Here is a 14,138-nt window from a genome sequence, read left to right as displayed (position 1 = left end):
TGCGTCAATTTATTTCGCAAATATAGGTATTAATGGCATAATGTAATTGCTTGTAGGAGCGAAAGAACGGAGAAAAGATAAGAATATCTTATCTAATGTTTCTATTTGTAAGTATTCACTGGGTTTATTCTTTTTATTTGAAAGATATTTGGTTGGTTAGTTTGCTAAATGAAAGATGAACTAAAAAAAGAAGCACCGTCACGTTTTGCGACAGTGCTTCTTTTTCTCCGGAAGCGCTGTCACGGATTGTGATGTCGCTTCCTATCTGTTTTATCTATCGGGATATTCTCGGATGAAATAGCGGGATAGGAATTTCCAATTATCTTGTATGATCGCCTTGCCACGTTCCGGGCTGGTAAGGCTTTTTGTTTGTGCGTCGGCCAACATACCTCGGTCTACCAGCTCTTTCAGGAAGTAAACGCTGCAATGTTTCACGATGAAGAAAGAGAGCGCTTGCTTGGCGGCACGGTTGGCGTCGTAGAAGGGATTGTTCTCATCCTTGATCAGCTCCACGTCACGGGTGATGACTTGGGCGCCTTCCTCGGGCGTGGCGTAGATCGCCAGTTTCTTGCCTTGCCAGTCCTCGGGAAGATGGAAGTTCTCGGCGGGGATAAGGCCGGAAGTCTCCGTGATAAATGTTTGTGCGTCTTCGGTCTTGTCGAAATAGAGAAGCAGTTTGTCACCTGCGGCTTTGCGGAAAGTCTCGTATTGTTGGCGGTTTTCCTCCAGCATATCGTCGGGCAGGGTGGCAACAGACTCGTCGGCGGTGTTCTGAAATACCGCATGGTCGGGATGCTCGGCGGGCAATATCTTTGCCAGCCATTGCGGGGAGGTCAGACCTAGCAAGGAGGTCTTGCTGGTGTAGGCCATCATGCCGTGGCTGTTGACGAGCAGGTTGTTAAGCTGCTCTTGGTTGAGGTCGGGCTGCTCCTTCCAGCGGTCGTGGGCGAAGTCGCTCAGTTCCCGGGCCGACTCAGGCAGGATATAGGATTCGTAATGGAACCATTGCAATAGACGGTCGTAATCCTCTTGCCGCTCGTAGCGGGTATCAAGGGCGAAAAGCTTGGCCATGCGGGTATTCTCCGGCGCCGTGGTCCACTCTTTGCAGAACAGGTCGTAGATAAGCATGCCGGTGGATTCGTTGGCAGGGTTGTCCGGACTGACGAAAGTGCCTTTACGATAGCCGTGATACTGCTGGGTATAATGCCAAAGGAGGAAGCGCACGTCCTCAAGGTTCACCTCATCGTCGTAATAATGATCGTCCGGAGTGTAGAAGGGGAGGTATTTGCCGTATAGCTCCTTATGGGTAAGGATGAAGGCACGCCAAATCCCCGTGCCGGAGATCACGTCCTCGAAGTAGGCGGCCATGCGGATACAGATCTGCTTTGTTTCCTCGCCCTCGAAGGAGTTTACCAACTCGGTCTTCTCCATGATATCGTAGATACGGTTCGCTATTCCGGTATAATAGGAATCCACGGGAGTGCTTTGTTTATAGGGATGCAACTGCAACCAGTCTTTCGGGAAAATTTTAATGTTCTTCATGTTATTAAATGTCTTTATGCATTCAGGAGTGCAAATGTAGTAAAAATACGTTAGCTATGTCAAACGATAAGGAAAAGTTGCGGTCTTAAAAATGTAACATTTGTAGTCTTTATTGTTATCGGATCTAAACATCTTTGAAATATCGCCCCCGTACTTTCGCGTCGAAATCAAAGATGAAATAATAAGTAGTAAGATAATGGGAAAGAGTTTAAGGGGCAAAAGATTGAAAAGGTTAGGGCTTTTCTGGATGGGAGTTTTCCTGTCATTCTCTCTATGGGCACAAACAGGGGTTATCTGCGGGACGGTTACGGACGCTAAGATGAAAGAACCGTTGATCGGCGCCTCGGTCGTGATCGAGGGGACTACGGTTGGCGCTATCACGGATATAGACGGTAATTTCCGTATCGAGAACGTGAGACCAGGTACTTATACGGTAGCCGCCTCTTACGTGTCGTACCAAACGCAAACGGTAAAGGATGTTCCGGTAGTCGCACGCCAAGAGGCGGTGTTGAATATCGAGCTTTCCGACGCTAACCTCCAATTACAGAATGTGGTCGTAGTGGCCCAACGGAAATTGGGAACCGAGATGGCCGTATTAAATACCGTACGCAAGAGCCTTCCGGTCGTGAACGGCATTTCCGCCCAACAAATCAGTAAAACACAGGATAGCGATGCCGCCGAGGTACTACGCCGTATCCCGGGAATCACCATCGTGGACGATCGTTTTATCGTAGTTCGAGGGCTTGCGCAACGTTATAATAATGTATGGCTGAACAATGCCACGACCCCTTCCTGCGAGACGGACAGCCGTGCCTTCTCGTTCGATGTGCTGCCCTCTTCCTTGATCGATAATATGATGATCTATAAAAGCCCCTCGGCGGAATTGCCGGCGGATTTCTCCGGAGGTTTCGTGCGGGTGCTGACCAAGAATATTCCCGAGGGTAATACGCTCAACGTCTCCTATCAAGTCGGGTTTAATACAAACTCCGCTTTCCGAGATTTCCAACTGACGAAAGGTTCCGCCTTGGATTATCTGGGCTTTGGCGCTGGCTCCCGAATGTTACCCTCGAACGCCCCATCTCATTTGAACGACATATCGGCAGCGGATGCGGCGGCGTTTACGAAGCGGGTGAATACGGGATGGAACGTGTGTCATTTCACGGCGATGCCGGAACAGAAACTGACGTTCACGATGAATCGTACCTTTGATATCGGTGACATGAAGATCGGTAATATCACCAGTGTGAACTATAGCACAGGCTATGATTATTACGAGATGAAAAACAACAACTACCTCTCGTACGACATGGCCAAGGATCAATCCTCATACCGTTACCGCTACGATGATGTACAATATAAGAATACGACAAAATTAGGAGCCTTGTTCAACTGGTCGTTGATGAAGGGAACGAGCAAATATGAGTTCAGGAATTTCTTCAACCAGCGTGGAACCTCTTCCTTATCGCAACGAGAGGGAACGGATTTCTACTCCGACCAAAATATCCGGAAATGGGAATCCCTTTATACCGGACGCACTACCTATTCCGGCCAGCTAAGCGGGGAGCATAAATTGAGAGAAGATATGAATAAACTGGATTGGACGTTAGGTTATGCTTTCGCCGCTTACAAGGAACCGGATCGCAAGGTGGTAAAATCTTTGGAGAGTACGACGGATGGTGACTCTCGTTATTACGTGTCCGACCCGACTCGTTATTATCAAGACTTGAAAGATAACAGCGCTTCCGCCGCCTTGAATTACGAGCATAAGTTCGCCGTCTCGGAGATGTTTACCCCTGTCTTGAACACGGGGGTATATGGAGAGTTTAAGAAACGTAACTTTGATGCCCGTCGTTTTGTCTATAATATGCTGGGAAGTGGTTATGACCGTTTTGCCGAATGGGACTACAGCTCGGTCTTCTCGGACGCAAATATATCGACCGATCGTATCTATATGAAAGAGAGTACGAACAAGAGCGACTCTTATACTTCCGATAATCTGCTGGGTGCCGCTTACGTAGCCGCTAAACTGAACTGGGGAGAGAGGCTGAATGCGAACGTAGGTGTACGTATGGAGTACTATCAATTGAAATTAGATGGTTATGAGTCGGACGGTATAAAACCGGTGCATCTGGATCAGAACGCTACGGATTTCTTTCCTTCCGTCAACATCGCTTATAATTTGAATGAGAAGCACCAAGTACGCTTGGCTTATGGACGTTCCGTGAATAGGGCGGAGTTCCGGGAGATCGTACCTTACGTATATTATGATTTCGCCTTAGATGCGAATATCACGGGTAACGTAAACTTGAAGAACGCTTATGCGAATAATATGGATCTGCGTTATGAATTTTACCCGGCTCCGGGTGAGACGGTGACGATCGGCGGTTTCTACAAACGGTTCGATAATCCGATCGAGCAAACCTATATGGAAGCGGGTTCCGGATTGCAGTACACATACCACAACGCCGATCATGCGAATGCTTTCGGCGTGGAGCTGGATATCAAGAAGAATCTGGACTTTATCGGTCTGAAAGGCTTGAGCTTCGTATTCAACGGGGCTTATATCCATAGTAGGGTGTATTTCGCCGAGGGCTCTTTCGAGCGGGATCGTGCGATGCAGGGGCAATCCCCTTACTTGATCAATACGGGCTTATTCTATCAGAATGACAACGCAGGAATCTCAGCCTCCGCCTTGTATAACCGGATTGGCAAGCGTATTGAGACGGTAGGCGTACCGAAGCAGAACCCGAACGATGATATTCCCGATATCTATGAGATACCCCGTAACTCCTTGGACTTGAGTTTCTCGAAGAAGATCGGTAAATACGTGGAGGTCAAGGGAGGCGTAAAAGATCTATTGAACTCAAAAGTAGAATATAAACAATTCCTAGAGTTAACAGAGGCTTCCGGAGAGAAACGGGAGGTTGAGCAATTAATCCGTAGCTATCGTCCGGGTGTGACCGTGAATCTAGGTGTAGCCGTGAAGTTTTAATTTGAATTCACTCATATAAACTAAATTCGTTTACTTATGAACAAGTTATTATTAAAAGGTGTGGCCGCCGCTTTCTGTATGGCCACGATGTTTGGAACAACCGCTTGTGGCGACGATGATGATCTCGTAAATGTAGAGCCGCCTGTAGAGGAAACTCAAGATGTTATATTGGAAGGTGAGATTACCTCGGATATGACCTTGAAGGCTGCTGATAACAACCTGTTGAGAGGTTTCGTATATGTGACGGATGGCGTGACCTTGACGATCGAGCCGGGAACGGTAATCAAGGGGGAGAAATCGTCTAAAGGCTCCTTGATCGTCGAGCGTGGCGGAAAGCTCATCGCCGAGGGTACGGCGGAGAAACCGATCGTGTTCACTTCCGACCAACCGAAAGCTTCTCGTACCTATGGTGATTGGGGTGGCTTGATTCTTTGTGGCAAGTCTATCGTGAATAATACGGCTGGCGAGGCTCAGATAGAGGGCGGTCCTCGTTCTTACTACGGTGGAAAGGATCCGGAAGATAACTCCGGTATCGTGAAATATGTCCGTATCGAGTTCGCCGGTTATCCATTGGAGCCAAATAAGGAGATCAATGGTTTGACTTGCGGTGGTGTTGGCCGTGGCACTACGATCGAATACGTGCAGGTCTCTTTCTGTGGCGACGACTCATTCGAGTGGTTTGGCGGTACGGTAAACGCAAAACACCTGATTGCTTACAAAGGTTGGGATGATGAGTTTGATACGGACTATGGATTCCAAGGTAAATTGCAGTTCTTGTTAGGCGTTCGCGACCCGAAGCACGCTGATACGTCCAAGTCCAATGGCTTCGAGTCTGATAACGACGCTGATGGTTCCAATAATACTCCACTTACCACTCCGGTCTTTTCTAACGTGACCTTGATCGGTCCGTTCTATGGTGAATCAGCTGGTAAAACGGAAAATGATATCTTTTATGTTACGGAAGACGCGGCTAATGGCGCTAAGGGTGGATCATTCCAAGCCGCTATGCACATCCGCCGTAACTCTTCCTTGAATGTGTATAACTCGATTTTCGTGGGTTGGCCATACGGTTTGTATCTGCAAAACGCAAATGTGGGTGCGGTTGTTAAGAATGTGATCTTCGCCGGTATGTGGGAGAATTTCAAGGATGAAACTAGCCAAAATTACTTTCAGACAGCAGACTTGAGCAACCTTACTTACGCTTCCAGCAATGATATCATCGCTAAAGATGGTGACTATACATCGATCGTAGCGGATAAGATTGACGGAGCGGATTTCTCTGATACGGCTTTGAACGACGCTTTCTTCGAGAAGGTATCTTATAAGGGAGCTTTTGATGGCAAGAATGACTGGGCCGCTAACTGGACCAACTTCGATCCGAATAACACTGAATATTAATTTAGCTTGACTTTGAATAGACTGTGAATTTGTTTGGGGCACTGAGGTATCCGGAAAGATCCCTCGGTGTCTTTTCGCATATAATTTAGATAAGAATGTATCATGAATAAAAAGCTATTGTTATTTTCTGCTTTTATGGCGGGGGCCTCATGGACCGTACAAGCGCAAGACTTGGTTTTAAGCGAAGGACAGTATTATTCCGATGCCACGCAAACCACTCCATATACGGGTCGTTATACGGAATTTTATGACGATGGTATGCTTAAGATGGAGTTATATTTGAAAGATGGCCGTCCGGAGGGAACTTACGTGATTTATTATCCGAGTGGCAAGATCGCCGAGGTGCGTTCCTATTATCATGGGATCTTTCACGGAGAATGGCGTACATATAATGAGAACGGCCAGCTGATCGGCCTGGCTTCTTATAAGGAAGGGCAAAAGGACGGCCCTTGGCGTATCTGGAGTGATAAGGGAAATTTGTTGTATGAGATGTTCTATACGGCAGGGAAGAAATCTGGTGTCTGGCGTAGCTGGGATGAGGAGGGGAATCTGCTTTCCGAGGAGAATCAATAGGGATAATTGCCGTTTACATACCGTTGTAACGCCATTTACCTCTAATGGTAAATGTTTTTTCCTCTAGAGGTAAATGTCGTTACATCAGTATGTAAACAGTTTTACCTCTAGGTGAAAATACTTTTACTTCTTGATGAAAATATTGGTAAATGTAATTAAATGGAAATCAGCATGCTTACTACTCTTCCTCTTCTCCAAAGTCGAACTCGAAATCGAATCCGTCATCCATGAATTCCGGCTCAGTGAATTGCTCCAGTTCACGACGGTCTTTCTTGGTAGGACGTCCGAGACCTTTCGCACGGTTCACGAAACCGGAGATACGGTTCATCTCCAGAATCTCATACTGATCCGGGGTTGTCACGTTCTCCAAGTAATTCGGGACGAGCTTCGCGCCCACACGATTCTCGATCAATCCGATTACCTTAAAAGAGAAGGTGATCGGCGGTTTACGCACTTGGATCACATCGCCAACCTTGATCATGCGGGAAGGTTTGATCGTTACTCCACCTATCATGATACGCCCTTTCTTGCAAGCTTCCGCGGCTATCGTGCGGGTCTTAAAGATACGGGTCGCCCACATCCATTTATCGATACGTACCTCGTTCATATCTGTATTCTCAGTCTCTTTTTATTTATTATTAAATTGATTCATCGTAATCTGGATGCCGGCGAGGCAGAAGCTCTTGATGATCTCTGTCGCACGATCCAATATCTCTGGCATCAATTGCAATTCCTCCGGGGGAAATTTCCCTAGCACGTAATCGATCTGTCCGCCCCGTGGGAAATCGCTGCCTATGCCGAAACGAAGGCGGGAATATTCCTGCGTATTCAATAACTGGGCGATATTCTTCAACCCGTTATGCCCGGCGTCGCTACCCTTTGGTTTCAGACGTAAGGTTCCGAATGGCAATGCCAGATCATCTACGACGATCAATAGATTTTCCACGGGAATGTTCTCTTTTTGCAACCAGTACCGAACGGCGTTGCCGCTGAGGTTCATAAAGGTATTCGGCTTTAGCACGATCAAGTCACAGTTTTTCACCCGTATGCGTGCGATTGCCCCGTATCGCTCCTCAGTGAAATTGCCTCCTACGCTCTCTACCAGATGGTTGACAACCCGGAAACCTATATTATGGCGGGTTCCCCAATATTCGGAACCGATATTACCAAGTCCTGTTATCAAATATTTCATTATCCTCGAATCTATAAAAGAAAGGGGAAGAACATTCTATGAATATCCTCCCCTTCATGTATTGTAATAATGTTTTTACCTCAGATTATCCTTTAGCCTGAGCACCACGAGCGGCACGAGTCAATTGAACGGCGCAAACAACAGCGTTTTTAGCGTTCATCAATTCAAGACCTTCGAAGTGCAAAGCACCTACCTGCATAGTCTTACCTAAGCCAAGGTGATCCACATTAATCGTCAACTTTTCAGGGATTTGATCGTATATAGCTTTCACTTTCAGTTTTCTCATTTGAAGAGACAACTTACCACCGGCTTTAACACCTTCTGCGTGACCTTCCAAAACAACCGGAACTTCCATTACTACGGCTTTGTCCTTAGATACTTCCAAGAAGTCCATGTGAAGGATTTCGTCAGTTACAGGTTGAAACTGCATGTCCTTAACGATTGCCATCGTCTTGTTACCGTCAATGCTTAACTCAACAACGAAAATCTCCGGAGTGTAAACCAACTTACGAACGGCTTCTTTTGTAACCGTGAAGTGAGTTACTTTTTCGCCACCGTATAATACAGCGGGAATTTCATTGTTCTTACGCATTGCCTTCAAGGCTCTTTTCTGATCAGCGGAACGAGCGACGATCTCTCTTCCTTTTCCTTCTAACTCAAATGTCTTCATTTTCTTTAATTTTTGTGTTACTCAAAATTAGTTATTTTGCTTCCTAATTTCCCATCACACGGTACGGGGCTAAAAAGCGGTGCAAAGATACGATTTTTGTTTGATGTGACAAATATTTCGCATGTTATTTGTCGGATTATCGATCTAGCTTCACTAATTTCGTGGTTCGCATGATCCAACGGACAAGGCCGTGGGGGAGGAGCATTACGAGGGGTGTGCATATTTTGTTGAAGAGGCCCGGTAATAGGGAAGCCCGGTGGTGAAACAAGGCATTAATCCCTTTTTTAGCCAGTTTTTCCGGACGCATCATGATACCTAGGCGGATCGCTAAGGTCTTTAAGTTGTCGCTTAGGTTATATAAATTCGTGGCGACGGCGCCGGGACAAAGTACGGTTACGCTTACTCCATAATCCAGTAACTCTGAACGCAAGCCTCGGGAGAAGCTTTTCAAGTATCGCTTGGTGGAAGCGTACAGCGTAATTCCCGGATAAGGTAGCCAACAAGATAGGGATGACATATTGAGGATATATCCATGACGCCGTTTCTTCATCTCTTGCCCGAAATAATAACAAAGCTGGGTAGGAGTGGTCACGTGGAGGTAGAGCATTTTCTCGACGATGTTGGCCTTAGCTTGTAAGGTCTCGCAGAAAAAAAACATACCGGCGTTATTGACCAATACCTCTATTGGGATGTTTTTCTCTTGGCAAGTATCATATAGCTCCTTGGCCGCCCCGGGGATCGCCAAATCACGATAAAGCGGCAAAACTTCTATACCATATTTCTCGGAGAGAAACTCACCTTTCTCCCGGATCGCCTGCTCCTCATTGCTGACGATCACTAACTGATAGCCTCGTGAGGCTAGTTCCTCGGCATAGGCGAGACCTATTCCGGAGCTGGCCCCCGTGACTAAAGCCCATTTCTTTTCCATTATTTATATTCAAGCCTTTTGATTTCACGTACGATACATTCCGGAAGACCTTTCACGTTCTTATGACAGACCATATCCTCACTATACATACGGGCGATACAATAGTTGCTATGCCCACAATCGCAACGAGCGTGCTCGTCTTCTTTCATACGGTTGACGAAGCCCGGCTCGTTCACCAAGGCACGTGCCATGGCCACAAACTCGAACCCGTCGTTCAGTACCTCCTCGATCTTGTCTCTGGAGACCAATCCTCCTACGTAAATAAGAGGTAAATGTAAGGCTTTGCGGAATTTCAACGCATCTTCAAGGAAGTAAGCCTCCTTAAACGGTTCCGAGGGAATCATATATTTACCTACCATGCGGATTCCAATCGGTAGATAGCCGCGAGGCATATAATACGCCATCGTACGGATCGGCATTTCTCCCCGCATTACATACATGGGGGCACGGCTCACGAATCCGCCGCTTAGTACTAAGGCATGCGCTCCGCATTGGTCTTGGAGTGTACGGGCTACTTCTAGGCATTCGTCTATTTCAAGTCCTCCCTTGAACCCGTCCCGCATATTGGTCTTTACGGTTACGGCCATGTCGGAACCTGCTGCTTTCATCACCTCTTCCATACACATTCTCATGAAGCGCATACGGTTCTCAAGGCTTCCTCCATATTCGTCTTTCCGGTGGTTGGTATACGGGGAAAGGAATTGGCTGATCAGATAACCATGCCCGGCATGGATCTCGACAGCGTCCATACCTGCCTCACGTGCCAATCGTACGGCCTCACCGTAGGCACGAGCCATGGAAGCGATCTCGGATTGTTTCATACCTCGTACGATCGTGGGAGAGTAGAGGTTGAAACCGCTGGACGCTGAAATAGGCGTGCATCCGCAAATCCGCTTATGCGACATATTACCACAATGGCCTAACTGGATGGAAGCGGCGGCTCCCTCTTTATGGATAGCGTCGGTGAGCTTGCGGAGGCCGGGAATAATATCCGGACGCATCCACAGCTGACGCTCGAACGACAAGCCGCTTTGCGTCACGGCGGCATAAGCTATGTTCGTCATGCCGATCCCTCCGGCGGCTACGGATGTGTGATAGTTGAATAACTGCTCCGAGGGAGCGTTTCCCGGGCACATACTCTCGAATGCGGCGGCCCGGATCGTGCGGTTCCTAAGTGTTAGCGGACCGATCTTACCGGGTGTAAACAGGATTGATTTGTCCATATCAATAGATTAATGTAGTTGTTTCGAAAAATTAAGTTAGATGGTTTTCTCTATATTCCAGACGAAGGCCCGAAGCCCTTGCGCTTCCGTTTCCTTGTCTAAGTTGTGTAGGATTTCCAGAAAATGATCGACCTTCTCGTCTTCTACCATCGTAAGGATAGCTGAATTCAAGGTAGGCCAAGCGTGATTGCCGTAATGTGGCTCGCCTGTTTTACTTCCCCGTCCTTGCACGACATCCCAATAGGTAAAACCTTTAAGGTTATTACGGTCCATGATACTGACGATAGCTTCGTAATACGCTTGATTGAAAGATATAAATATCGCTTTCATATAGTTGTTTTTTATGAGATCGCATATCCGTAGGGAAGCTTTTCTTACGATGGGCATTCAAGCCTGCTTATAATGGGCATCGTAAGCACCTTACAATGGGCATTGTTATGACCTAACAATGCCCATCGAGGTTTGCTTGGCCTCGGCTTCCCTATGGTACGCAAAGATAATTAATTATTTCGTAATGCCTTCCTTATTTTGCGGCGTCTTCGTTTTACGCCGTTGGCAGCGAATACGGCATAGACCGTCGGAACAATAATCAAGGTAATCAAGGTGGATACGGAAAGACCCCAAGCCACAGTCATACCCATCGAGCGCCACATCTCGGAACCCTCGCCGGTTCCCACCGCCATCGGGATCATACCCAAAACGGTCGTCAACGTTGTCATCAATACCGGACGGAGACGGGATTTACCGGCAGTCACTACCGACGTGATAATACCCATGCCACGCTCCCGGCATAAGATCGTATAGTCGATCAGCACGATACCGTTCTTAACCACGATACCCATCAACATGATCACGCCGATCAAAGCCATAACGCCCAATGGTGTCTGCGTGACCGCCAATCCCAATACGATACCTGTAAAGGCGAACGGGATAGAGAACATGATCACGAACGGGTCTACCAACGACTCGAACTGGGCAGCCATCACGATGAATACCAAGATGATGATCAATACCATCAAGATACCCAAATCGGTAAATGTATCCTGCTGATCTTCGAATGTTCCACCCAACTGCCAACTTACGTCGGATGGGATATCCATTTGTTTCAACTCGTTCCGGGCGGCGGCAACCAAGTCGCTCAATGCCGCTCCCTTACCCGCTACGGCAGATACGGTGATCACACGCTCACGGTCTTTACGCTCGATGGTCGGGGGAGTCATACGTTCCACTACCTTGCCTAAATCACGGATGCGGATGCCTTTGCCTTCATTGTTATAGATCAAAATATTCTCAAGATCCTCTACGGACTCACGGAACTCTGGGGCGTAACGTACCTTGATATCATACTCATCTCCATCCTCACGATATTTTGAAGTGGTGGAACCATTTACACGGTTTCGGAGATACATGGAGGCGGTTGTTACGTTCAGCCCGTTGATGGCCAGTTTCTCTCGGTCGAAGTCGATCTGGTATTCCGGGATATAATCCTCACGGCTGATATTTACTTGCGAGCATCCTTTTACATTTCTCATACGACGGGCGATCTCATTCGCCACGGCATCCGTCTGGGCGAAATCAAAACCATAGATATCGATGTTAACCGAGGTCTCTCCACCCATAGAACCTTCCTGCCCTCCGGCGAGTACCTCGAATTTCTTGATCTCGCTGTATTGGGCTAAGTCCTGCCGCATCAACTCGCAAATCTCGGTAAGACCTCTCTCACGGTCGCCCACGCTAGTCAGGTTTATATTGAACTCGATAATATGCGTACCGTTATTGCTTAGCTGTGCGAAGGTATTATCCGTATCCGCCGTACCTTCCGTGAAGTTACTGATCAGTATCTCCGGATATTTCTCACGGAACTTCTTGTCGATGTCGAGAGCTAACTCACGGGTAATATCCTGCCGTGTACCGATCGGCAACTCAATCGTTATACCGATGCGTGCGTTATCTTGCGTCGGGAAAAATTCCGTCTTGATGACCGGTATCAGCATCATACTGCCGATGAAGATCAGCGTAGCGCCTACGATCACCGTTTTCCGGTGGCGTACGGCCCAGTTCAAGAAGCGTCCGTAACCGCGATCCAAGGCGTTCAATCCCTTTTCGATAGGCGTGAAGAACATCCGGTACAATTTACCCTTCTCCGGTTGCTGGCGTAATAACTGTGAGCAAAGCATCGGGGTCAATGTCAAGGCGCCTACCGTAGAAACGATCATGATGATACTAACGATCCATCCCAACTGCTTAAATAAGATACCCGCCATACCCGTAACCATCGTCAACGGCAAGAACACCGCCAACATCGTAAGGGTGGAGGCGATAACCGAGATAGCCACCTCGTTCGTGGCGTGTACGGCGGCCTGTTTCGGCTGGCTACCCCGCTCGATATGGGTCGTTACGTTCTCCAATACCACGATAGCGTCGTCCACCACCATGCCGATAGAGATAGAAAGTGAGCTCAACGAGATAATGTTTAACGTATTACCCGAGGCCAGCAAATAAGCGAAAGAAGCGATCAAGGAGATCGGGATGGTTAAGATAATGATAAACGTGGCCCTCCAACGTCCCAAGAACACGAATACCACCAACATAACGATGATAAAGGTAATCATGATCGTCTCTTTCAAGCTATCGATCGTATTCAAGATATTCGTGGAAGTATCCATGATTACGTCCAGCTTCACGTCTGAGGGTAAACTAGCCTGTATCTCCGGAAGTTTCTGGTGTACCTTCTTGGCGATGTTCACCGAGTTCGCTCCGGACTGTTTCTGTATGACGATCATACCACCTTTCGTGCCGTTGTTAAACGTTTCTTGCGCACGTTCCTCGATACTGTCCTCTACACGGGCCACGTCACGCAGATATACGTTCTTTCCGTTCTGGCTACCGATCACTAGGTCTAGCATCTGCTTAGCGTCCGTGAATTCTCCTTGAACACGCAAGGAGTAGGTATTAGAGCCGATATCTACGCTACCTCCCGGTGTATTCCGGTTCTCTTGCGCGATGATGGTAGAGATACCTTCGATGGTCTGGCCGTAAGCCTCCAACTTGTACGGGTCGCAATACACTTGCAACTCTCGGATCGGCGTACCGGAGATAGACACGGCACCCACGCCACTGATACGGGCCAATGGGTTGGATACCTTATCGTCCAAGATCTTGTAAAGAGCGTTCGTGCTCTCCTCCGCGGTTACGGAGAGGATCAAGATGGGAATATCGTCCGTACCGAACTTGAAAATGATCGGATTCTCTACGTCATCGGGTAGGGAAGACTCCACCATGTCCAGTTTGTCGCGGACATCGTTCGTGGCGACATCGATATCGATGCCATAATTAAATTCCAACGTTACGATCGATATATTCTCACGGGATTGCGACGTGATATGCTTCAAGTCGCTTACGCTATTCAACACGTTTTCCAAGGGCTTCGAAACATTCATCTCGATATCCGAAGCGCTGGCGCCGGGATAGGCCGTCATCACCATGATGGTGTTCGTCTCTATCTCCGGAAGCAAGTCCACTGATAACCTGCTTAAGGAAAAAAGTCCGAAGATCACGATCGCCACAAATACAAGGGCGGTCGATACGGGCTTTCTTACCGCTGTTCCATATAAACTCAT

The 14,138-nt window shown here is 47.7% G+C and carries 11 protein-coding genes; 3 read left to right on the top strand and 8 right to left on the bottom strand.

Features of this window, described 5'->3' with window-relative positions; all coding sequences use genetic code 11:
* Positions 1-270 precede the first annotated feature (270 nt).
* Entirely contained in the window at positions 271-1,542 is a 1,272-nt protein-coding gene (locus ACESPU_RS13495; RefSeq protein WP_122132259.1) for a DUF3843 family protein, read from the bottom strand.
* A gap of 196 nt (positions 1,543-1,738) precedes the next feature.
* Here ACESPU_RS13495 and ACESPU_RS13490 point away from each other — a divergent pair, with 196 nt between their 5' ends.
* The 3 genes from ACESPU_RS13490 (at position 1,739) to ACESPU_RS13480 (ending at position 6,505) form a co-directional block, all read left to right on the top strand.
* Positions 1,739-4,534, top strand: coding sequence for a TonB-dependent receptor domain-containing protein (locus ACESPU_RS13490; RefSeq protein WP_373133426.1), 2,796 nt, complete (start codon positions 1,739-1,741; stop codon positions 4,532-4,534).
* A 36-nt stretch (positions 4,535-4,570) separates the two neighbouring features.
* Complete coding sequence (locus ACESPU_RS13485; protein ID WP_005866058.1) at positions 4,571-5,932, top strand: hypothetical protein; 1,362 nt, start codon at positions 4,571-4,573, stop codon at positions 5,930-5,932.
* 102 nt (positions 5,933-6,034) lie between these two features.
* Positions 6,035-6,505 (top strand): toxin-antitoxin system YwqK family antitoxin, encoded by a 471-nt coding sequence (locus tag ACESPU_RS13480; protein WP_158532938.1) that lies wholly within the window; start codon positions 6,035-6,037, stop codon positions 6,503-6,505.
* 178 nt (positions 6,506-6,683) lie between these two features.
* Here the strand turns inward: ACESPU_RS13480 and ACESPU_RS13475 are convergent, their stop codons facing one another.
* The 7 genes from ACESPU_RS13475 to ACESPU_RS13445 all read right to left on the bottom strand — a co-directional run bounded on the left by ACESPU_RS13475 (position 6,684) and on the right by ACESPU_RS13445 (position 14,138).
* Positions 6,684-7,112, bottom strand: coding sequence for an RNA-binding S4 domain-containing protein (locus ACESPU_RS13475; RefSeq protein WP_005866061.1), 429 nt, complete (start codon positions 7,110-7,112; stop codon positions 6,684-6,686).
* A gap of 21 nt (positions 7,113-7,133) precedes the next feature.
* Positions 7,134-7,697, bottom strand: coding sequence for an aminoacyl-tRNA hydrolase (gene pth / locus ACESPU_RS13470; protein WP_005861960.1), 564 nt, complete (start codon positions 7,695-7,697; stop codon positions 7,134-7,136).
* Positions 7,698-7,782: 85 nt separating this feature from the next.
* Positions 7,783-8,367 carry a 50S ribosomal protein L25/general stress protein Ctc gene (locus tag ACESPU_RS13465; protein ID WP_005861962.1) on the bottom strand — a complete coding sequence of 195 codons (585 nt, stop codon included), beginning with the start codon at positions 8,365-8,367 and terminating at the stop codon, positions 7,783-7,785.
* 136 nt (positions 8,368-8,503) lie between these two features.
* A complete protein-coding gene (locus ACESPU_RS13460) occupies positions 8,504-9,295 on the bottom strand; it encodes an SDR family oxidoreductase (protein WP_005861964.1) in 792 nt (263 codons plus the stop codon).
* The gene (locus ACESPU_RS13455; protein ID WP_044545947.1) at positions 9,295-10,518 is read right to left on the bottom strand and encodes an NADH:flavin oxidoreductase; all 1,224 of its coding nucleotides are present in this window, start codon (positions 10,516-10,518) and stop codon (positions 9,295-9,297) included. The genes ACESPU_RS13460 and ACESPU_RS13455 overlap by 1 nt, the downstream gene beginning before the upstream one ends.
* A 36-nt stretch (positions 10,519-10,554) precedes the next feature.
* Entirely contained in the window at positions 10,555-10,848 is a 294-nt protein-coding gene (locus ACESPU_RS13450; RefSeq protein WP_005866064.1) for a PG0541 family transporter-associated protein, read from the bottom strand.
* 170 nt (positions 10,849-11,018) lie between these two features.
* Entirely contained in the window at positions 11,019-14,138 is a 3,120-nt protein-coding gene (locus tag ACESPU_RS13445; RefSeq protein WP_158532937.1) for an efflux RND transporter permease subunit, read from the bottom strand.

Source organism: Parabacteroides sp. 20_3, from assembly GCF_964238835.1.
Lineage (GTDB): Bacteria > Bacteroidota > Bacteroidia > Bacteroidales > Tannerellaceae > Parabacteroides > Parabacteroides distasonis.
Note: the sequence above shows the minus strand (reverse complement) of the source record. Positions and strands in the feature narration are given on the sequence as shown.